Source organism: Asanoa ferruginea (genome assembly GCF_003387075.1).
In the GTDB taxonomy this organism is placed as follows: domain Bacteria; phylum Actinomycetota; class Actinomycetes; order Mycobacteriales; family Micromonosporaceae; genus Asanoa; species Asanoa ferruginea.
In genome coordinates, this window is sequence record NZ_QUMQ01000001.1 from 1989276 (window position 1) to 2011130 (window position 21855).

A 21855-nucleotide genomic window follows, 5' to 3' on the forward strand; every position below is an offset into this window, starting at 1 on the left:
GCAGGTCAGGAATCGATCCACCGAGTCGCACCGCCCGCACACAAAGTCGCGAGCTCCATAGCCACGCCTGTGTAGGTGGCGGAGTAGTCGGATTTGACTGGCTACTCGTGGTACTCGAAGCCTCCTAGCTCAGTATCCAGGTTCATGATGCTGCTGAAGACGTAGCTAGTCGGCGTTGACCCGTCGGCAGTGACTGGGCCGCCCCACAAGACACCGATAAGTCTTACCGAACCGTCCGACTCGGTGACGAAGACCGGGGATCCGCTGTCTCCATGGTCCGCCGCCGCCGCGACAAAGTATTGGCAGAGCAGGGTGATGGAGTCAGGTGCATTCGCGTTGACGCAAGTTCGGGTTACTTCGCCTCTTGTTTGCCCGGTACGAAAGCCGACTTTTTCCACCGCGATCCCCTGTGCGGCACCGTCCATCACATCGGAAATTTGCAGGAAATCATTTGGTGATCCAAGGACCGAAGAGCATGGTGTTAGAGTACATGTCGCGATCGGCTTTGCGATTTGACCGACGACGCCGACCGTGCTGCTGTCAAAGGAGGCGAACGCGGCATCGCTTAACCTGCATATCCTTCCGGTCGGACAGCCGGCGGGTGCGGTTCCGCTGGCCGGCATGGGCGTTGGAACAACCTCGGGCCTCGTAAATCCAGCAGGATCGATCGCCTCTCGCGCGATGAAGTCCGAGCTGAACAAAGCTCCACCGGCTTGGAAGAATTCAATGCCGTCCACAGAGTTGCGAGACCGAGTGCAATGCGAGTTCGTCAGGAGCCCCTTTTTTTGGAGTGCGCTGCTGAACACCACAGCGGTCATGGTGCAGTAGGCGCCGTCCTCGTTCTCGACGCGGAGGCCACCCTTGGCCGGCCGAACTTTGCTACTCAAGTCATCGTAGTAGTCAATCGTTGAGGTCTCCTCGATCTGCAACGCACTAGACGGTACGCCATGAAGCGAAGCAAACGACAGTACCGCAGCTTTAATGGACTGGTTCGTTACCCCGACTACCGCGCATTGGCAATTCTCGTCAGCGTCTATAAACACCACGCCAGGAAGGTTCAGTACGTCAGCAAGGATTACCTTGTATTCTTCCAAGTTTCGAATTTGAACTGCACTCGATGATGGAGGATTGGAGTTGGTGCCGCTAGGTGGGCCAGTCGAGTTTCCGTCACTTGTGGTTGAACATGCCGCAGCGGTTGTTAACAACAGTAGAGCGGGCACTAGTCGGCGCTTTCGCATAATGCACCTCTGAAACGATAGGTGGTCTTCGCGTAAGACGGAATTCCCGTTCGCCGCGCTCGCGGCAGGCAGGTCAGCGGCGACACGGGCCTAGCGTTACCGTGCAGTTGTTATTAAGACGCTGCACGAGATCCTGAGCCGACGACAGGCTACAACTCATCTGAGTCCACTCGCTGGCGTAGTCGCCGAGCGAGCCGCCAGGGCATTTCACGCAGAATGTAAACAGGCGCGGTTGGCCATCTGCGTTTTCGGGGCATGGCGGCGGACTCGTTACCAAGAGTTCTGACTCGATCTGGCTAACGTCGCGCAGTGCGTTGTAAGCTCGGAGGCTGAACTTGGTGTGCTGCGTCACGACAATTGACTTAGAACCCTCTATGGTCTCGGCCTGCCCGGGTGCAGTTTCCTCGTGGACGATGCCGCCAGACTCGTAGAGCTCGACCTTCTTGCAGTCGAGCACCCGCCAAGCAACGTCTGCAGAGCTTCCAACTTGGACACTGCGGGGGACGGTAAATATCCTAATGTCGGGCTTCCGTCGGATGTTCACTACGGTAAGATCTGTGGATCGCTGCTCGTCGGCCGTGCCCTTATGTGCAGGATTTATACTGCGTTCCTGGAGTCTGTACGTTACCTTTCTCAGGTGTGCCTGGATGGCTGGGTCAACTTTGGGAGCGATGATGTACCGGGTGCGCGTGATTGAGGCTTGCTCGTCATGGCTCAGATCCGTTGGGACATAGGTGGTTCGATTGCCGTTATCCGGATTCTCTCCGTCAAAACGCGCTACGGGAAGCCCATCCTCATAGACGGTCAACTCGTTCAGGAGAGCGTGATCAACCACTAGCTCAAAACTGTGCCCATCGCTGTAGTAATTGGGATCGCTTGGCCAGCTAACAAGCTTTGCGGTTTCTCTAATTTGTGGTGGTTGGGCAGCCGGCGCATTCATCGCAGCATCGCAGCCGGTGATCGGCCACAGCAGCGCGAACGCCAACGTAGTGGACAGGCCGGCGCGAAACGACCTTCGCTTCAGCATGATTCTCTCCTCGCGGGCCAGTCCTCGGGCACGGTGAGTCAAATTCCCGAGGTGACAGTGCAGGTTGTAGCAGCCGCACGTGCTTCCAGTGCAGAGAGCGTGCCGCGTCCCCCGGACAGTAATGACGGTGAATGGCCGACGAATCAGGGAAACCCCGTGTCGGACCCCGTCAGCTTTAGATCGAGCCCACCGCGGTGACGCGACTGCCCTCAACATGACTCGTCGCGACCTCTCTCCGCGGCCGTTCTAGTCGAAGTGTCGGGCGAGTTGGGTGCGAGACCTGACTCCGATCTTGCGGTAGACCCTGGTTAGAACGGTTTCGACGGTGCGCGGGCTAAGGAACAGCCGGTCGGCGATCTCCTGGTTGGTCGCGCCCGTTGCGGCGAGGGTGGCGATCGCGCGCTCGCTGGAGGTTAGTGTTCCCCCGGCGGCACCCCCTGCTCGAGCGAGTTCTCGATCTGCACGTTGGGTCCAGAGGCGGAACTCGATGTTGGCGAAGGTCTCCCTTGCCTGTTCCAATGCCGCTCGTGCCGTGGCCTTTTGGCGAGAGCGGCGGCGGACCATGCCGAGGGTAAGAAGCGTACGGCCCTGCTCGAAGGGAACGTCAAGGCTGTCTAGGAGCGATAAGGATTGTTCCAGGCACTCCAGCGCAGTCTTGGTGTCGCCGTTGTGTGCGTGGATGAGTCCCTGGCAGCGGGCCGCAATGGCTTGTGAACCTCGGAGGTGTAGCCTGTCGGCCTGTTCCCACAACGTTGACGTGACTGAGGTCGCGGCGTCGAGCAGGCCTATTCCGAGGTGTGCCTCGACGGCGTCGGCGTGCCAGCGGTATGTACCAGGATGGCCCCACCGCATTCCCTCGACGAGGGTCTCCAGTTCGGACGAGTAACGGCTGGCCGCAGCATGATCCCCTGTCGACAAGGACGCGAAGGCGAGCACTAGGAGGTTCTGGACCGCGAAGATGACGTCGCCCGCGCGCCTTGCCATTCGCAGCCCTTCGCTCGCGAGCCGTACAGCGGCTTCGGTATTTCCGGCGCAGGCCGCGATGTGGGCTTGGACGTACAGCGGGAATTGGTCATTGATACCGTCTGATTGGAGCCGGTAGCCAAGCGCCGCGAGGCCAGCCGCTTGCCCAAGCCGGCCTTGCCGCACCGCGACCTCGGCGCCGTGCAATGACAGACCGCCTTCGGAATAGACGTCCCCGGCCTGATGGGCCTGGTCGACTAGCGATGCGAAGATCTCAGCTGCTGTGGCGTTGTCGTCTGCCCAGCTGGCGACCCAGGCTCGCAGGCGGCCAGGATGGTGGTAGACCGATTCGCTACGGATTGGCATGAGCGTGTCGACCGGCCAGCCGAACGATCCCGGATGTGTACGCCCGAGAAAGAGTTCGGTCTGCACACTCGCAGTTGCCGCCCGAGCGACGAGGTTGTCGTCTGGGATACCTGAGGCGACGGAGGCAGCCGCCGACGCCTCACCATAGGCGCCGACCAGGTCTCCGTTGATCTCCAACGCGCCTGCTCGCTCTAGGTGTAGTTCAGCCTCTAGCTCCGGCCGAAGGGATGGCTGCGCGAGCGCCTCGTCAATGATTGCCAGGCTCTCGTGCACCTCTTGGCCCTGCGTCCACGACAGGGCTAGGAGGCAGCGCGCCCGTTCGTTGCCTGGCGGGAGATTCCGGGTCAGTGGATCGAGACACTGACGCGCTTGTTGCACCTCTCCAATGGTCGAGAGCCAGTCGGCCGCTAACACCGCTCGTCGAACCTTGTCGTTGACGGCGTCGTGCGGAGTGATCGCCAGTGCGTGGCGAATTAGTTCAGCAGCGGTGGCGATCGCCGCGCCGGCGCGCGCGTGTTCTGCCGCCGCTTCCACTTTGTTGGCGACGCGACGGTCGACGCCTGACATGGACATCGCGAGATGCCGAGCTCTCTCGACTGGATCATGTAACAATTTCACTAGGTCACGGTGCAGCCGACGACGTTGCGGGAGGGTCGCTCGGTCGCGGACGGTGGCGGCCAACAGCGGGTGGTCAAAGTGCACGAGATCGCCATAGCTGTTGAGCACACCTCCGTCCACTGCCTCGGCCACGGGCCGCGGGCCTGACAATCCACGCAGTACAGATAGTTGCGGTCGCGAAAGTAGCGCCGCCGCTAATAGCACGCGTTGGCACGACGGCGAGAACGGCGCCAAACGATCCTCCAAGACCATTCTCAGTCGTGTTGGTACAGGTAGATCGAGGACGTTTGGTTGCAATCCTTGGGCGGCCCGCGCGATCTCTAAAGCCAGATAGGGGTTGCCGCCCGACATTCGATGGAGAGCGGCGGCCCGCAATGGCGGCGGTGCATAGCCAAGCCGCGACCTGACCACCTCGAAGATCTCGGGCGGCGAGAGAGGACCGAGCTCGACCACCACGTCTGCGGCGGATAGCGGCTCCAGGGGTTGGTCAGCTGCGCCTCGCACGACGACGGCAGTGGACAAGGGTTGGGTTGACAGACGGCGCAGGGCAAACGCCATTGATGCACGCGATGGTTGATCAAGCCACTGAAGATCGTCTACAGCCACCAGTAGTCGATGGCGGCGTGTAAGAGTCTCAAGCAACTCGAGAACCGCCAGATTCACCGCGAGTACGTCTTGCCCGCCTCGCGGAGGGTCCTCGCGCAGGAGTGCGACGCGCAGGGCACGGCGTAGTGGCCCGGACAGCTGGGCGGACAGCTGATCGAGATCGGGTCCGAATAGGTCGTGTAGCCCTGCGAAGGGGAGATCATGTTCGGATGCGGTCGGGTGACATCTCCGCACTTGAAACCCGCCAGCGGTTGCCGCTTCTGCGATCTGCGCCAGTAACGCCGTTTTCCCGATGCCTGCAGGTCCGGCGATCAGGACGTGACCAGGAAGATCTATGAGCAAACGCCGGTGCATCGTGGCGAGTTGCGCGGATCGGCCCACGAGCTGAAACGGTCCATCCATAGACGGCTCACCTTCCCTCGTTAGCCTCGATTCTCGACAGAAGGAAGGCGCCAAGCCAGCGTCTTCATTAATCCGCTGGCAGCGGCCATAGCGCCGACCATCGGGTCTGCGGTCGGGTTGGTCGAACGTCACGTGCGGGGTGCGCATCAGCGCCAGCAAATCCGCCGAGACCAGCGTGCCGTCCTGCGCCGCGCGCACGTACCTGATCAGGTCTTCGGTGGTGGAGAACATATCCCCCGAGCCGATCATCGACCGCAGCTTCCACGGCGGTCGCCGGCAAGATCTCCATCTGGTGTGACTGGCAGTGGTAGGTCCTAGCACCGGAACGCAGTGACCGGGGGGCGGTAGGGCGTCCTGGCGCACGTCGACGGTGGGCGAGCGGTCTGCGCTGCCAGGATCGACCGGTTTGCCGATCTCGGGCACCCACAACTCGACCTCGTAGTCGACCAGAACTGGAAAGGTCATGCCGAACTGTTCGCCGTGGAACACGCGTGGCTCGCCGATGACCACCGCGTCGAACGGTCGGCCTGGGCTCTTGATGGCCTCAAGCAGACCACTCGCGTTCGGACGTCGTGCGTCGTTGTCCCTTCAGCCTGCTCGCGAAGGTCGGCTGCCGTCGCTCGAAGAGGTCAACCACAAGTGGGGGCGATCTCTAGGAATTCTTCTCCAGAAACAAGTATGAGGTCACGGAGAGGCCGAAGGCAGAGCAAAACGTGGCACCGCTAGCGGTTAGCACCTCCATCCCCTGGCCCTTCAGTAGCGCCGTGGTGAGGCCAGCGATCACAGCGGCCATCGTCGCCACGACCAGGAAGAACGCCATGAACACCCCGCGCCGGATCGGGCGCGGTGCTGCGGTGGCTATCTGGATCGACGTTGTTGGCGGTTCCTGTAACGGAATGCTCACAAGGATGCTCCTTCGTGCTGCGCCCAGAAGGCGCAAGAAACGTGTCCCAACGTGACTGACGATCTCGGAGGCGAGGACTCCACGTCGGAGCGCTCGCGGACCGCAAGTGCTGCGGCCGTGGTGATCTGTGCACTGCCCGAAACGAGCCCACGTCTGCTTTGCGACCTTCACCTGTATGGGTGACAGCCCCGCTGTCCGCGTGGGGACTTGCTTGGCTGCTTACAGAGGACGGTGGCGCGGGGGCGATGGAGAGGGGGTTAGATGGCCGACGATGACGGCCAGGCACAACTGGCAATCGATCGCAAGCTATGGAGCATCGTCACCGAAAGCGGCTTCACCGGGCCAGCATGGGACCGGCTGCTTGATCTTGTCGTTGGAGTAGCCGTTGGACGACTCCGCCGAGAACTCCGTACGGAGCAGATCTTTCGATGGTGCGCAGAACGAGGAAGATTCCTCTACGCGCCCGAAGGCTGGTCCCGAGCGGATCAGGAAGATATGGCACAGACCGCGATAGCAAAAGCGCTCCAGGTATTCGTAGAGCGTTGCTCCGAAGGGGAGCGTTGGGACCCGGACCGCGGCACAACATTAAGTGACTATTTCATGGGATTGTGCCGATACGAATTCGCAAACATCTTCCGACAATGGTTGACGCAGCACCGCAAGGATCGAGTGTGCTTGCCCATGGATGACACCGACCAGGTTGCTCACGGACACGACCCTGCGCGAGTTGCGCTGGCCAGATCGGTATTGAACAACATCCGCGAGACCAGCGCCTTGACCTTCCCTCAACGACAGGCCCTCTTCGGATATGCGTACGGGTTAAGCCATCAAGAGATAGCGCATGCGTTGCACACGTCAGCTAAGGCGGTTGAGGGATTGATATATAGGGCGCGTCAACAACTGCGGAAGGAGGGAATCTCATGGTGAAGACCGGCAGCGGCCAACTCCCCGGCTCCGGCGTGGCACCGGAACCGCCTCAACACGTCGCATCCAGCATCGGTGATGCTGCCGAATTCGACACGGAGTTCGAAGCGCTCCTCCAGTCGTCGTCTCTCGGCGTTGCAATGGCTGAGGTAGCCCCACAAGACAAGGCCACCGACGAGGTCGTCGCCGCCATCCGCCATCGAGCTGGCATCCCGCGTGTCAAGTCAACAGCATCACGAACCAGGAGACCGCACCTCGAAGTTCCCGGGCGGCCCGTCGGGCCGGGCGGCAACGCCAAGCAGGTCACCCGCGGCGCACCTACGCCGTTCCCGTCCCGCCCCGACCCGTCCGACCCGGCCACCGAGGTGTGGGCGCTGGTCGAGCGGGCCCAGGCCGGCGAGGCCGAGGCGTTCGGGCTGATCTACGACCGCTACGTCGACACCGTCTTCCGGTTCGTCTACTTCCGGGTCGGCAACCGGCAACTCGCCGAAGACCTGACCTCCGACACGTTCCTGCGCGCCCTCAAGCGCATCGGCAGCTTCACCTGGCAGGGCCGCGACCTGGGCGCCTGGCTGGTCACCATCGCCCGCAACCTGGTCGCCGACCACTTCAAGTCGGGCCGCTACCGGCTCGAGGTGACCACCGGCGACGTGCTCGACGCCGACCGCGAAGACCGCGGTCCCGAGGGCAGCCCGGAAGCGGCGGTGGTCGACCACATCACCAACGTCGCCCTGCTCACCGCCGTCAAGCAACTCAACCCTGAGCAGCAGGAATGCATCGTGCTGCGGTTCCTGCAGGGCTTCTCGGTGGCCGAGACGGCGCAGGCGATGGGCAAGAACGAAGGCGCCATCAAGGCACTGCAATACCGGGCCGTCAGAGCACTGGCCCGCCTGCTACCCGACGAGGTCCAACTAGCGAACGACACAGAGCGTCCTTCGGAGACACCCAACTGCATGCACCCCGGCAGGTGAGTTGGCCGAATTAGTCTGGTGCCCCAGCCGGCGAGGGAGCGGGTTGAGGGGCTGGTCGAGTCGATCGGTGCCACCGACTGGTCGCCTCGGTGGCCGCCCAAGTGCATCTTTGACACAGCGTTAGAGCTGGGCTGAGCCTGCGTCGATGCCTACACAGTGGTCGCGCTCGCGCCGTAGCTCGAGCGCACGGTCGCCCAGCGCCTCGGCGTACCAGTGCAGTGCCCGCGACTGCAGCCTGTGCGAGCATCGGGGTCTGGTCGGCGAAGCGGCCCAATCGCAATGGCACGTCGCGGTCGGGCCATGACCCCCGCATGTGGATCAGGTCGAAGATCGCTTGAGGTTGCGTGCCAAGTTTTCCCGCAGATCAAGTACCTCAGTGGCAAGTGAGGCGTAGTCCGCACCAGGTGTACGTGTCGGCCTGGCGAGCGCACCGCCGCTGTGGTGGTTCGTCCCCATGCAACACCCGGTCCCACACCTGCGCCTTCGCCTCCACACATATAACTACGGCGCAGCCGTACCCAGGCTCGGCCGGTGGGCGGCCCGGCTTCGACAGCTAGGCATTGCCGCCGACCTCTCACTCGACACCTACCATCCTGAGTCCTGAAGGTACGGCGACGAGCCCGCACTGACCGCCGCCCACGAACTATTCGCCGCCGATTCCATCGCGGCCCTGGCCCAGCGGAGCGTTCAGCTCGACCGCAGGAACAATGGACAGACGCTCGCCGCCGCCAACTTGGTCGACCTGGCCGCCGCGACGCTTGGGAGCTGCGCCAGCGCCGAGTGGTTGCTCGGGTTCGTGATGCCGCCTGAGGTGAGCAAGAGCTTCACGACGCCTCCAGAAGCCGCGGATCGAGCCGGGATCATTGCAGTGCGGTCCGGCTATCGCTTCACCCGGCCTTCGCCGCACCCGCGGCGGCCGCCGAACGTCCGGAACCGTGCTGAGCGCCGGCGGCGACACCGCCGTCGCCGACAGCTACATCGTGGCTGCACTGCGCATAGCCATCACCGTCGATCGGTGAACGCCGATATTCCGCGACGAGCGGGAGGGGAGTTTCCCGGGATGGCCGTCATTGGATGAAGCGCACCTCGGGGTCCTATTCCTCGGCCTCGATATCGGTACCATCGCCCGCGGGGGGACGAAGTGGAATTCACGGTATTGGGGCCGGTCGAGATCATCGTCGATGAGCAGCCGTTGTCGATCGGGGGGATTCGCAACCGCCTGGTTCTGGCTGGGCTTCTGCTGCGCAGCGGGCGGCCGGTGGGCGTCGCGCCCCTCATCGACCTGGTCTGGGACGATCCGCCCGCGACGGCGCGTCAGCAGTTGCATACGGCCGTGAGCGCGCTGCGTCGTGCGCTCGGAGGTCACGGGCGTGGGCCGGCCGCCGCGGCGCTGCGGACCGTCGACATCGGCTATCAGCTCGACGTGCCGGCCGGCCGACTGGACCTGCAGCGGTTCACAAGTGGCTTGGCCGACGCACGCGCACACCGCACGGCGGACGCGTTGCCCGACGCTGCGAAGGCCTATCAGGCAGCGCTGGCCCTGTGGCGTGGCCCGGCGCTGGCAGGTCTTCCCGGCGCCGTCGTCGCGCGCTACGCGACCGAGTTGGAGGAGCAGCGGCTGGCGGCGGTCGAGGAGTGGTGCGAGGTCGAGCTGGGGATGGGGCTGCACCGGCCGCTCGTCCCGCGGCTGCGGCAACTCTCGGCCGAGCATCCGGAGCGGGAGCGGTTCGGCAGTCTGCTGATGACCGCGTTGGTGCGCGACGGGCGCCGGCCCGAGGCGATCGCGGTCTACCACGAGCTGGCCAAGCGACTTCGCGACGAGCTGGGCATCGACCCCGGTGAGTTGCTCAACGCGGCCTACCTGACGGCCATCGCCGACCGCCCTCGGCCCGCGCCTAACCCGCCGGCGGAGGTGTTGGCGCCACGGTATCTTCCGCGAGCACCGCGCCTCGTCGGCCGCGAGCGTGAGCTTGGCGAGATCCGCGCGGCGATCGCCGGCGGGGCTGAGCCTCGCGTCGTGATGATCGACGGCATGGCCGGGGTGGGCAAGTCCGCCCTCGCGCTCACGGTCGCGCGGAGCATGGTTGACCGCTATCCGGACGCGCAGCTGTTCGTCGACCTGCAGGGCCACAGTGAGCAGCAACCGGTGAGCCCGCACGAAGCACTCGGGACCCTGCTGCGCCAGGTGGAACCGGCCCGGGACCGCATGCCCGCGTACGAGTTTGAACGGCTCGCGGCGTGGCAGCGGGCGCTGCGTGGCCGGCGCTCGATCGTTGTCCTGGACAACGCGGAGGCGACGGCGCAGATCGAACCGATGCTGAATGTCGACGCCGCCTGCCTCATCCTGGTCACCAGCCGGACCCGACTCGCTCCGGTGGACGGCGCCCTGTCGCTGTCGCTCGACGTGCTCGACCCGGCGGACGCCGTCGAGCTGCTGCGGCACACCGCGGACGACCGGGTCGACGACGACGCGGCTGCCGCCGCGGCCATCGTCGCCTTGTGCGGCCGACTCCCGCTGGCGATTCGACTCGTCGGTCACCGGCTCCGACAACGTCCACGCTGGACCATGTCGATGATGCGGGAGCGGCTGGTCGACGCCCAGCGGGCGCCGATCACGATCAGTGTCGAGGGCTACACCGCCTCAGCTGCCTTCCAGCTGTCTTACCGCCACCTCTCCGAGCGTCAACAGCTGATGTTCCGCCGCCTCGGCCTGCATCCCGCCGGCACGTTCGAGGTCTGGGCGGCGGCCGCCCTGATCGACCTGCCCGTGCCGGACACGACGGAACTGCTCGACGACCTGGTCGAGGCCAACCTCGTGCAGGCCGATATCCCGGGTCGATACCGGATGCACGACCTGCTGCGGGCCTTCGCGGCGACGTTGGTTTCCACGCAGGAGCACCGACCGGCAACGGTACGGATGCTCGACGGTTACCTGCGCACACTCGAAGCCGCCGGCCACCATCTGGAGCGTCACCGACCACCGAGCGACACTGTCCCGGCCGGAGGCTGGCTGCCGCAGTTCGGGACGGCGGCCGAGGGCGCCGCGTGGGCGGACGCCAACTGGTCGACGATCGTCACGCTGGTGAACATCGCCGAGCGGGCCGACGCTCATCGGCACACCGCGCTCTTGGCCCGGATGGCATATCGCTCCGCCGACGTGTCGGGCCGCAGCGCCGACGGCCTCCAGCTGGCCGCGCAGGCGCTCGCGGCTGCGGACGCGCTCGGCGACGACGACCTCACCGCGACGACACACGGGATGGTCGCCGCGCTGTACCTGAGACTCGGCCACAACGAGCAATGCCGGGCCAGCATCGAGTGGGCCATCCGCCACTACGAAAACGTCGGCAACGAGCACCGGCTGCACCGCTTGCGCGTCAACCAGGTCACGCTCCTGCGGCACGAGGGGCGCCACCGCGAGGCGGTGCGGATCGCGGAGGACGTGCTCCGGCTGGTGCGGGCCGCGGGCGATCGGCTCCCGGAGATGGGTGCCCTGCTCGAGGGCGGGGCGGCGCTCCATCAGCTGGGCCGGCACGAGGCGGCCCGAGCCATGCTGGTCGAGGCGGCGCACACGGTCCGTGACCGCGACACGCACGTGTTGAGCATCGTGCTGGGCTGGCTCGGCTGTGTCCATATCGACCTTGGTCAGCCGGCCGCCGCGGCGATCGCGCTGACCTGGGCGGTGAGCCTGAAGCGCCAGCACGGCAACCTCGGCGGCGCCGCCGAGGCACTCGCTGACCTCGGACGGCTCTTCGTCGTCAACGGCCACCCCGAGATCGGCCTTCGGCAACAGCAGCAGGCGTACGAGCAGGCCCGCGCGCTCGACGACGGCTACTACGAGCCCATTTTGTCCAACCACCTCGGCGAGACCCTCACCGTCCTCGGCCGCCACGCCGACGCCCTGGACTATCACCGAGCGGCCCTGCGCCTGGCCGAGCGCCGGCGCTGGCCCTACGAACGGGCCCGCGCCCAGGCTGGGATCGCGGCCGCACTGCGCGCCACCGACCCCCGTCAGGCCGACGCCGCCCAGGCGGAAGCGATCGGCGCGTTCATCGCGATCGGCCTGGACACCGAGGCCGCTCAGGCGAAGATCAGCGAGCCGGCGCGCGTCCGATAGGTACACACGCCGGCGGCCGAGGGCTATTCCCAGTTTTCCGACCAGCAGCCGTTGTCGCAGTACTGGTATTTGCGATGTTGCAGGTTGTCGACGCCAAGGACCTCGACATAGTTGCGGTAATGACAAGGGACCTGGGAGGTGCCGATGGTGCACATCTGCGATGAGTACACCCCGGTGTATATGGGCCCGTAAGGTTCGAGGCGGCCTGCGAAGGATGTCCACCCCGACCAGTCGCCGCCCGGAGAGAGCTGGTGGACATAGTCCAGGTCGCCGCCGTCGGCCCGGCCGAAGACGCCGAGCGTGCCGTTGTCGTTGAGGATGACACCGATGCCGCTGCTGATGATGCCGCTGAGCGGCCGCCAAGCGACGTAGTCGCTCTTGTACGCGTTCTGCTCCCAGCGATGCAGGAGATGCCGCGTGCTGTCGAGCTTGAACTGCTCCAAGCGACCGTCCTGGTTTCTCATGCTGACCTGCTGCTGCCAGTAGCCGGCTGAGGCCGGACCCGCCGGCAGCGCGAAGAGTCCCGCGCCGACGAGAGCAACCACGAGAAGGGCGTGTTTCAAAAACCTGCGCATTCGACGTCCTTGGGTGTTGGCGAGTGGAATTCGGGCCGGACGGCCGGCAGCTACTCCCAGTTGGGTGACCAGCAACCGTTCACGCAGTACTGGTATTTGTAGTGCGGCGCCCCATCGGTGCCTATGACCTTGACGTAGTTGCGTTCGTGACATGGGATGTGGAATCCGCCGACGGTGCACGTATCGGATGCCCAGACCCCGGCGGTCACCTCGCTGTGCAGTTCGATTCTTCCCGCGAAGGACGTCCAACCTGACCAGTCGCCACCAGGCGAAAGCTGTTGGACGTAGTCCAGATCCCCGCCCTCGGCCCGCCCGAAGACACCGATCGTGCCGTTGTCGTTCAGGATGACGCCGATGCCGCTGCTCAGGATGCCGCTGAGCCGCCGCCACGGCACGAAGTCGCCCTGGTACGGCGTCTGCTCCCACTGGTGGATGAGGTGCCGCGTGCTGTCGATCGAGAAGTACTCGGCGCGGCCATCCTGATTTCGGATGCCGACCTCCTGCTGCCAGTAGCCGGCCGAGGCCGGCGATGCCGGGAGAGCGAACAGTCCCGCGCCGATGAGAGCGACCACGAGGAAGGCGTGTTTCAGTAGTCTGCGCATGCGACGTCCTTTTGTTGGCGGGTGTTTCCAGACCGAGCCAACGTTGACAAGCGCGGCTCTTCGCTGCCTATCGAGGCGCTACTCGCGGCCTACTTGCGGTGCATGCGGGAGTGGAGGACCAGGAACGGCAGCCCGAAGACGCTGAACGCGTGCTCCGCGACCAGGTCGCCCTCGGGATTGACGTGAACGTCGCGCCGCTCGGCGAAACCGTGGACGCTCAAGGCCGTCAGCCGGCGGGTCCGCGCGTCGACGTAGGTCAGGTAGTGGCCGGGCTGGTCGCCCTGCCCGCGCGGCGACTAGCAACGGAGCCAGCTCGGCACGCTGCGCGTCGCTCAAGAGAGTGCTGCGATCATTTTCACCACGGGCAGCGCGCGGCGTCCGCATCGCGGAAGTAGGCCGCGATCTCCTCGCGAGCGATGTCGTGCATGGCGGCGGGATCCTTGTAGGCATCAGACCTTGAGCGAGAGCACCGAGCACGGGTAGCGGGACGCCGGGTCGTTCTCCCGGGTTCGTGTCGAGAACGGCGGTGGCGACGGCCGCCATCCGAGTTCGAGGCCGCCCATCGAGATCGACATTGCGGATCAGGCGGGCGATTGTCCAGGCGCAGCCACACCTGCGGTAGCACACCATAATGCCGCTTATGTGCGCGCTTTCGCGGCAACATAAGGTTGGCGCGGTCGTCCACAGTCTGCGACGGCTTCGCCGTAGGCTGCCGCGCACACCAAGCCGCTATTGCTTCGGAGACCTAAATGACCGCGGATCCCCAACTGCTCTCGCGCCCACTCGTCGAACCGCCCGGCGTAATCTCTCGAGTAGGCCGGGCACTGATCGAGCGCGTATCGAAGAGTCGTCTCCAGCACCTCGCTGTGGCCCTGGTCCATGAGTAGCAAGGCCTCCGCACGCGCGAAGAACACGTCGGAGTTCCTCGTTCGCTTCATGAAACCAAGATCGCCACGCTGCACCTGATCCAACATGCCGCGAGCGGTCAACATCTGGTCAAGGACGGGGCCAGCCAGCCGCCTCCAAACTGGACGACCATGTCCTTGGCCGCGGCGATGGCGGACTCGGGGTCGGTCACCTCCCACCAGCCGCCTCCCCGTCGGGCCTATCAGTGGGCTGCAACCTCTCGCGGTAGAGGCCGAGAGACTCTGATACAGCCTTCGGCATTCCGGTGCCGAGATGCTCGCGCTCCCAGTCGCCGGCCGCGTTCGACCTCCGCCACGTCGGACTGCTGCCCCTTATAGCCGTGTGCAAGAGCGACAGGGGCGACCACGTCGCGCAACGCCCGCTTCAAAAGCTCTTGGCGCGCGCAACCCAGGTGAAGCGTACGGTTGAAGCGCGGAACCGCGTGGGTGCGGGTTCTTCGGCGGTGCCCTGGGAACGGCTCCGAGGGAGATTTCCGGATGCATCCACGGCAGGTGCTTTACGGCCGGCGAGCCGAGCGCGAGGTGCTCGATCAGCTCTTGCAAGAGTTAGTTGCCGGTCAGCACGTGGTGCTGGTGTTGCGTGGAGAGTCCGGCGAAGGCAAGACGGCGCTACTCGACTATCTGGGCGCCACAGCCATTGGCGCGCGGATTATTCGGGTTACCGGCGTTCAGTCTGAAATGGAGCTGGCCTACGCGGGGCTGCACCAACTCTGCCTGTCGATGCTCGACCAGCTGGACAATCTTCCGGCTCCGCAACGTGATGCGCTGGCTGTCGCGTTCGGGCTCGCCGCAGGCGCGCCACCGGATCGGTTCCTGGTCGGGCTGGCGGCGCTGAACCTGCTCTCGGCGTCTGCCGGCAGCCGGCCGGTCATCTGCCTGATCGACGACGTTCAGTGGCTCGACCATGCATCGGTGCAGGCTCTGGCGTTCGTGGCGCGGCGGCTCGTAGCCGACCCGATCGCCCTGGTCTTCACCCAGGTCGAGCCCAGTGATGGCCAGGAGTTTCTCGGGCTCCCGGAGATGCTGGTGACGGGACTCAACGATCGCGACGCCCGATCGTTGTTGACCTCGGCGGTGCCCGCTCTGCTCGATGAACGTGTGCAGGACCGGATCATCGCCGAGGCCCGAGGCAATCCGCTGGCGCTGCTCGAGCTGCCGGATGAGATCACGGCCACCGAGTTGGGCGGGTGGCTTCACCTGCCCAGGACCCGAGCGCTGGAGAGCCACACCGGCCGGATCGAGCGAGCCTATGTGCGGCGCCTGCGTGCCCTGCCTGCCCGGGCTCAACAGTTCATGTTTCTGGCCGCGGTCGAACCGCTCGGTGACCCCACGGTGTTGTGGCGGGCGGCGTCCGCACTCGGGCTCGACGAAACGGCCGCTGCGCCGGCGGAGGCCGCCGGGCTGATCAGGCTCGGAATGCGGGTCGGCTTCTGTCATCCGCTGGCTCGTTCGGCCGTCTACGGCGCCGCCGGGCCCGTCGAACTTCGGCGGGTGCATCGCGCGCTGGCCGATCAGCAGACCGACCCGGATCGGCGCGCGTGGCATCGTGCCGCTGCCGCGTCGGCTCCGGCTGAGTGGCTGGCAGAAGAGCTGGAGCGGTCCGCGGCCCGAGCGCGGGCCCGGGGCGGCGCCGCTGCCGAAGCCGCGTTTCTGCGACGCTCTGCCGAGCTCACACCGGAGTCGGCTCGGCGTGGAGCCCGGGCCGTGGCCGCCGCCCAGGCGGAACTGGCGGCCGGTGCCCCCGACACGGCCGAGCAGTTGCTTTCGACCGCGGAGATGACCGAGCTCGACGACCTGCAGCGGGCTCGGGCGGAACGCCTACGCGCGCGGGCGGTGTTCGCACGCAGTCGGGGCCCCGACGCTCCGGGAATGCTGCTAGACGCGGCGCGCCGGTTTACCCCGATGGCCGTTCCAGTTGCGCGGGAGACCTATCTGGAGGCGCTGTTGGCGGCGATTTTCGCCGGCGACGAGCATCTGCCGCCGGGCCAGAGCCTGCGGACCGTGGCCGAGGCAGCTCGATTCGCGCCTGCCAAGCCGGGCTCGCAGGATCCGGTGGATCTTCTCCTCGACGGCCTCACGGCACAGTTCACGCAGGGGTACGGGTCGGCAGCACCGACATTGCGGCAGGCGCTGGAGGCCACCCGGGTCCGTGGTGACGCCACGTTGATCTGCTTGACGGCGTCGTTGGTGGCGATGGAGCTGTGGGAGGGGACGGCGTGGCGCGACTTGCTGGAGTGTTACGTGCGAGCGGCCCGGGAGACCGGAACATTGAGCTTGCTGCCGATGGCGACGGACTTTCTTGCCGGCTTCCATCTCCAGGCGGGAAACTTCGTCACCGCGGCCGCACTGATCGAAGAGGCGGCCGATCTCAACGCGACCGCCCAGGCGATGCTGCCGCCATACACCCCGGTCATTCTCGCGGCATGGCGAGGTGACCAGGCAGGCGCCGCCAAACTAACCGAGATCGCGATCAAAGACGCATCCAACCGCGGCGAGGGCGGCGCGCTGGTGGTGGCCGATTACGCCGCGGCCGTGCTCAACAACGGGCTCGGCCATTACGGGACGGCCCTGGCCGCTGCGCAACGCACCACCCGCGGTGATCACATGGTGACCAGGTCGTGGGGGCTGGCCGAACTGGTGGAGGCGGCCGCGCGGCTCGAGGAATGGGAGGTCGGCGACGTGGCTCTGCGGGAGCTCACCGAGCGGACCCAGGCGAGCGGAACACCGTGGGCGCTGGGCACCGAAGCACTCGCGCGGGCAATGCTGAGCCGCGGCCCCGACGTCGACGATCTCTACCGCACCGCCATCGACCGGCTCCGAGGCTGCCGCATGAATGCGCACCTCGCCCGCGCGCACCTTGCGTACGGGGAATGGCTCCGCCGCAACAACCGCCGCAGCCACGCCCGCGACCAACTGCGGCGCGCCCACAAACTACTCACCAACATCGGGGCGGACGCGTTCGGCGAGCGCGCCCGCAACGAACTCGAGGCAACCGGCGAGACAGTCCCACACCGGACCCCGGACACGCTGGATCTCACGCCTCAGGAGGCGTTGATCGCATCACTGGCGCGGGATGGTCAGACCAACCAGGAGATCGGCACCGCCCTGTTCATCAGCCCTCGGACGGTCGAGTGGCACCTACGCAACGTCTTCGCGAAGCTGGCCATCAGCTCGCGCCGAGAGCTGCGCGACGCCCCGCTCGACGCGGTAGCGGCGACCACAGCCGCGCGCTGACTCGTCCTGGTGCACCGGGGTTTGCACACCCCGGGCTGACCACGGGGGCAGAGCCAACCACCAGCGATCACGGTTGCAAGGCCAGCCCCGGACGGACGACGCCCGCTGACCCGATCTCCCAGGAGCCTCCACGCGATGACCAGTCACCCCGCAGCTCTCCCCATTTCAAGCGGCGTCGACCGGGTGCCAGCGCCGCCCGAGCACGCGGTCCACACACGCGACGGCGCCCACAGCGTCGCCGCTGCCGTCGCTAATGACGAGTTGCGGCTGAGGTATCAGCCCATCGTCAGGATCAAGGACCGGGCGGTCGTGGCGGTGGAGGCCCTGGTGCGGTGGCAGCACCCGACACTAGGCCTGCTCACCCCGGACCGGTTCTTCCACGCCGCACACCAGAGCGGCCACATGCCGTTGCTCGACCAGTGGGTCCTGCAGCACGCCTGCGAAGACATGATCGAGCTGCGCGGTTCCCTCAAGGGCGCGGCCCCGATAAGGGTCAACGTCAACATCTCAGTACCGACCCTGACGACCGACCTCACCGAGCTCGTCACCACCACGCTGAAACGTACGGGTCTGCCGGCACGGCGACTGCGCCTGGAACTCAACGAAGGCGCCGACCTCGACACTCTCACCAGAGCCGGACCGCACCTCGAAACCCTGACCCACAGCGGAATCGAGGTGGCCCTCGACGACATGGGAGCCGGAGCAACGGACCTGCGCTACCTCTCTCACCTGGCACCGCGGGACATAAAGATCGACAAGCTATTCGTGGCCGGCATGTTGATCAGCCCGCGCGACCACGCGATCGTCACCTTGCTCACTGATCTCGCCCGTCGCCTGCGGCTGCGAGTCGCGGCCGAAGGCGTCGAGACCGCCGAGCAGTTGGCAGCACTCGCCCGGATAGGGGTGTCCTACGCCCAGGGTTACCACCTCGCCCCACCGCTGACCCTGACCGACCTGACCAGCACCCTGTCGAAGGGACATTCTTCCTGAGTCGCCGGGACCGGCGGCGGCGCGAGGCGGGACGGCGCAACGCTTTCCTGGGCTGCATGACGATCATTGAAAGTCGCCCCCAGGCGGCGAGCGACGCCACCAACGGTCTCTGGCGCGTAGGCGGCGGTCTCGCCCTCATCGCCTGGCCGGTGTTCCACCTGGCCGGCTTCCTCACCTCGCCACCGGGCGAGACCCACGCACCCCACCTCTACCGCGAACACGCCACCCTCGTGCAGGTGAGCGCCGTAATCCTGCACTACAGCGCGATCCTCATCGTCCCCGTCGTGCTGGCGCTGGCGCACTTCCTAAAACAGCGAATGCCCAGGCTCGCCGCCATCACCGGCCTGATCGGTGCCTTCGCGGCAATCAGTGGCTCCGCCCTGCTGCTCACGGACTTCTACGACCTCGCACTCGCGAAGTCGGTCCCCGACCCGCAGGCGGTAGCGATCACCGACCTGGCAAACGGCTACCCAGGAGTCCTCTACGGGTTCCTGCTGCCCGCTTTCCTCGTCCACCCGGCGCTCCTCGTGCTCGCCGGCGCCCTGGTGCGCACCGGCGTCCTGCGCTGGTGGCAGTTCGTCCTGCTCCTCGCCGGCCTGGCCGTGCCGTTCCTGACCACCGCCCAGGCGCCGGTCGTGCAGTCGGTCGGCCCGGTGCTGATCCTCGCCGCGCTGGCACCGCTCGGCCTTCGGATGCTCAAGCGCGCCTAGCCCGGCGCACCGGGGAGCGGGCTCTACAGGCCCGCTTCCCGGGCCCGGATGATGGCCTGCGCCCGGTCGGCGACCCGCAGCTTGGCGAAGATGCTCGACACGTGGTTGCGCACCGTTTTATCGCGCAGGCCCAGCCGTTCCGCGATCTGCGGGTTGGTCAGGTGCCGCGCGACCAGGCCGAGGATCTGCCGCTCCCGGTCGCTGAGTTCCGGGAACGCGCTCGACCGGCGGTCCAGACCAGCGAAATATCCCATCAGGCGTACGGCCAGCGCCGCGCCGAAGATGGCCTCGCCGGCCGCGACCGCGCGCACCGAGCGGACCAACTCCGCCCGGCGGGCGCCCTTGAGCACGTAGCCGCGGGCACCCGCGCGCATCGCCGCGAACACCGAGTCGTCGTCGTCGGCCATGCTCAGGATCAGCACCCGCACGTGCGGCATCGCCGCGGTCAGCCGTTCCGTCGCCGCGATCCCGCCCATCCCGGGCATCGCGAGGTCCAGCAGCACGACGTCCGGCCGAGCCGCCGGTGCCAGGGCCAGCGCCTGCTCGCCCGTCGCCGCCTCGTCGACCACCTCGATGTCGGGCACCGCGTCCAGCAGCGCGCGCAGGCCCGCCCGGAACGCGGCGTGGTCGTCGACGACCAGCGTGCGGATGGTTTCCATCAGTCCTCCGTGGTCGCCGGCAGGTCCGCACGCACCAGGCTGCCGCCGGCGCCGCCTTCGACGCGCAACGTGCCGCCCACCTCCGCCGCACGTTCGCGCATCGAGGGCAGGCCAACGCCGCCGGGCCGCTCGGTGATCGCGCCCGTACCGTCGTCGCGGATCTCCAGCACCAGGCGGCTGCCGGCCAGGGCGAGGCTGACGGTCGCGCGCGCAGCGCCTGCGTGCCGGCGGGCATTGGTCACCGCTTCGACCGCGATCCGGTACGCGGCCACCTCCGTCGCGGCCGGCAGCGCGGGCAACGACGCACGAGCGTCCAATGTGACCAGTGTGTCGCCGGGCGGCAGCGCGGCCAGGTGCGAGCGCAACGCCCCGACCAGACCGAGGGTGTCGAGGGCCGCCGGCCGCAGCCCGTCGACCAGCCGCCGCACGTCACCGATCGCCGCCCGCGCGTCGTCGGCGATCAACGTGAGCAGCGGCTTCGCCTCGTCGCCAGCCACGTCCTGGGCCGCCTCGGCCCGCATCGTGAGGGCAGCCAGCGTTGGCCCCAGCCCGTCGTGCAGGTCGCGCCGTAGCCGCCGGCGTTCCTCCTCGCGGGCCATCACCAGCCGCTCGCGCGAACGCTGAAGGTCGGCGGAGAGGCGCACCGCGCGCTCGGTCTCGCGCGCCGCGTGCACCGCCACGCCGACGTGCCGCGCCAGGTCGGCGAGCAACCGCTGGTCGCCTCCACGTCGGCGGGTCGTCGGAGCGGGCCACACGGCGAGCGCGCCGACGTCCTCGCCCTGGAAGGTCAGCGGCAACCGGGTCGGCGGGCCCTCGGCGACGCCGCTGGCCACGGTCGCGCCGCCGGCCACCTCCACCGCGACGTAGCGCAGCCGCAGCGTGTCCGCGACGGTCTGGGCGATCGCGGGCAGCACCGCGGCGGGGCTGACGGCTTCCTCCAACCGGCGACCGAGCCCGGCCAGCACGGCGTACGGGTCCTTGCGGCGCCCGTACGACAGGCGATCTATTCCGCTCTGGACGCGGGCCCGCAGCGGCGCGAAGCCGACCGCGACCGCCGCCGCCGCGACCACCGAGACCGACAGGCTTCCCGAGCGCCCGACGACCGCGCCGAGGTAGCCGGCGATCAGCACGTAGCCGCCGACCAGAAACGTCGACAGGGCCGCGTAGAGCAGCGTGCGGTTGACCAGCAGGTCGACGTCGTAGAGCCGATGCCGCAGCACCGCCACCGTCACCGCGGCCGGCACGAGGCTCAGCGCGGCCGCACCGGCGTACTCCCAGAAAAGGCTTCCTCGTGGCCACGGTGAGCCCGCGTCGGCGTCGGTGAGTCCGGCGACGAGCCGGGCCGCAACGACGGTCGCGGCCACGGCGACCGCCCAGGCCACCCAGACGAGCTGGCGGCGGCGAACCTCGCCCGCGGCGCGCGCACGCAACACCACCGCGACGGCGCCGGCGGCGAAGGTGAGCCCGGCGAGGAGCGTGAACGCCCGGTCGACGGCGGTCACCGACAGCCCGGGCACCCCGAACGGGTTGGTTATCCCGGGGTGGCCGGCGAGCTGATCCGGTGTGCCCGGCCGCAGCGCGCTCAGCACCGCCGCGGTCGCCGCGACCGCCAGCAACGGGCCGAGCAGCCACCACCAGCGGCGGTCCGGGAGCCGGCCGTCGGGAAAGAACAGCGGGACGAGAGCGGCGCACAGGTTGGCTGGCACCCACAACCACGTGGTGACCCACGCCGCGAGCAGCGGATAGGGCACCGCGCCGTAAACGGCGTATTCGCCGGCGAGCTCGACCAGCGCGAACGCGGACGCGGAGCCGAGCAGAAGCCAGCCGAGCAGGCTGCGTCGACCGCCGGCGACCAAGGCGCCCGCGACAGCACAGGTCAAAACGAAGACAAGATATGCACGGGTACGCGGATCAGTGCCGTTGACGGCGCCGAGCACCACCGCACCGACGACCACCGCCACGGTGGCCAGGCAGGCCCCCCACGCCACCCGTTTACCCACGTCCCGCCTCCTCCGCCGAACGCAGT

At 66.9% G+C, this 21855-nt stretch carries 16 protein-coding genes and 1 pseudogene; 7 read left to right on the top strand and 10 right to left on the bottom strand.

The window, feature by feature from the left end:
• Positions 1-101: 101 nt before the first annotated feature.
• The 4 genes from DFJ67_RS42245 to DFJ67_RS42255 form a co-directional block, all read right to left on the bottom strand.
• Entirely contained in the window at positions 102-1094 is a 993-nt protein-coding gene (locus DFJ67_RS42245) for a chymotrypsin family serine protease (protein WP_147315465.1), read from the bottom strand.
• Between the two features lie 217 nt (positions 1095-1311).
• A complete protein-coding gene (locus DFJ67_RS42250; RefSeq protein WP_147315466.1) occupies positions 1312-2265 on the bottom strand; it encodes a hypothetical protein in 954 nt (317 codons plus the stop codon).
• Positions 2266-2511: 246 nt separating this feature from the next.
• On the bottom strand, positions 2512-5730 hold the full coding sequence (locus DFJ67_RS09585) for an ATP-binding protein (RefSeq protein ID WP_116067566.1): 3219 nt from the start codon (positions 5728-5730) through the stop codon (positions 2512-2514).
• Between the two features lie 142 nt (positions 5731-5872).
• Positions 5873-6124, bottom strand: coding sequence for a hypothetical protein (locus DFJ67_RS42255; RefSeq protein WP_147315467.1), 252 nt, complete (start codon positions 6122-6124; stop codon positions 5873-5875).
• 261 nt (positions 6125-6385) lie between these two features.
• Between DFJ67_RS42255 and DFJ67_RS09590 the strand changes: the two genes are divergently transcribed.
• From DFJ67_RS09590 to DFJ67_RS43735, 3 genes and pseudogenes are all read left to right on the top strand, one after another.
• Positions 6386-7051 carry an RNA polymerase sigma factor gene (locus DFJ67_RS09590; RefSeq protein WP_116067567.1) on the top strand — a complete coding sequence of 222 codons (666 nt, stop codon included), beginning with the start codon at positions 6386-6388 and terminating at the stop codon, positions 7049-7051.
• 317 nt (positions 7052-7368) lie between these two features.
• Positions 7369-8019, top strand: a pseudogene (locus tag DFJ67_RS09595) (ECF subfamily RNA polymerase sigma factor, BldN family); the annotation flags it as partial.
• Positions 8020-8455: 436 nt separating this feature from the next.
• Positions 8456-8623, top strand: coding sequence for a thiopeptide-type bacteriocin biosynthesis protein (locus DFJ67_RS43735; RefSeq protein ID WP_275407653.1), 168 nt, complete (start codon positions 8456-8458; stop codon positions 8621-8623).
• An 83-nt stretch (positions 8624-8706) separates the two neighbouring features.
• Here DFJ67_RS43735 and DFJ67_RS43740 read toward each other — a convergent pair whose 3' ends face one another.
• Positions 8707-8847 carry a hypothetical protein gene (locus DFJ67_RS43740; RefSeq protein WP_239097155.1) on the bottom strand — a complete coding sequence of 47 codons (141 nt, stop codon included), beginning with the start codon at positions 8845-8847 and terminating at the stop codon, positions 8707-8709.
• Between the two features lie 313 nt (positions 8848-9160).
• On the opposite strand from DFJ67_RS43740, the gene DFJ67_RS09605 reads away from it, so the two are divergent.
• On the top strand, positions 9161-12133 hold the full coding sequence (locus DFJ67_RS09605; protein ID WP_116067568.1) for an AfsR/SARP family transcriptional regulator: 2973 nt from the start codon (positions 9161-9163) through the stop codon (positions 12131-12133).
• A 23-nt stretch (positions 12134-12156) separates the two neighbouring features.
• Here the strand turns inward: DFJ67_RS09605 and DFJ67_RS09610 are convergent, their stop codons facing one another.
• The 3 genes from DFJ67_RS09610 to DFJ67_RS44335 all read right to left on the bottom strand — a co-directional run bounded on the left by DFJ67_RS09610 (position 12157) and on the right by DFJ67_RS44335 (position 13531).
• Positions 12157-12708, bottom strand: a complete 552-nt coding sequence (locus tag DFJ67_RS09610; protein ID WP_147315468.1) for a DUF8189 domain-containing protein — start codon at positions 12706-12708, stop codon at positions 12157-12159.
• 50 nt (positions 12709-12758) lie between these two features.
• Positions 12759-13310 (bottom strand): DUF8189 domain-containing protein, encoded by a 552-nt coding sequence (locus DFJ67_RS09615; RefSeq protein ID WP_147315469.1) that lies wholly within the window; start codon positions 13308-13310, stop codon positions 12759-12761.
• 89 nt (positions 13311-13399) lie between these two features.
• A complete protein-coding gene (locus DFJ67_RS44335; protein ID WP_275407650.1) occupies positions 13400-13531 on the bottom strand; it encodes a hypothetical protein in 132 nt (43 codons plus the stop codon).
• Positions 13532-14713: 1182 nt separating this feature from the next.
• On the opposite strand from DFJ67_RS44335, the gene DFJ67_RS09630 reads away from it, so the two are divergent.
• From DFJ67_RS09630 to DFJ67_RS09640, 3 genes are all read left to right on the top strand, one after another.
• Positions 14714-17470 (top strand): helix-turn-helix transcriptional regulator, encoded by a 2757-nt coding sequence (locus DFJ67_RS09630; RefSeq protein ID WP_116067572.1) that lies wholly within the window; start codon positions 14714-14716, stop codon positions 17468-17470.
• Between the two features lie 135 nt (positions 17471-17605).
• On the top strand, positions 17606-18460 hold the full coding sequence (locus DFJ67_RS09635; protein WP_116067573.1) for an EAL domain-containing protein: 855 nt from the start codon (positions 17606-17608) through the stop codon (positions 18458-18460).
• 56 nt (positions 18461-18516) lie between these two features.
• Positions 18517-19170 (top strand): hypothetical protein, encoded by a 654-nt coding sequence (locus DFJ67_RS09640; RefSeq protein ID WP_116067574.1) that lies wholly within the window; start codon positions 18517-18519, stop codon positions 19168-19170.
• A 23-nt stretch (positions 19171-19193) separates the two neighbouring features.
• On the opposite strand, the gene DFJ67_RS09645 is transcribed toward DFJ67_RS09640, so the two are convergent.
• Both DFJ67_RS09645 and DFJ67_RS09650 read right to left on the bottom strand, forming a co-directional pair.
• On the bottom strand, positions 19194-19829 hold the full coding sequence (locus DFJ67_RS09645; RefSeq protein ID WP_203783558.1) for a response regulator transcription factor: 636 nt from the start codon (positions 19827-19829) through the stop codon (positions 19194-19196).
• Positions 19829-21829: a sensor histidine kinase gene (locus DFJ67_RS09650; protein ID WP_147315470.1), complete on the bottom strand. Its 2001-nt coding sequence runs from the start codon at positions 21827-21829 to the stop codon at positions 19829-19831. Before DFJ67_RS09650 ends, DFJ67_RS09645 begins: the two co-directional genes overlap by 1 nt.
• Positions 21830-21855 lie beyond the last annotated feature (26 nt).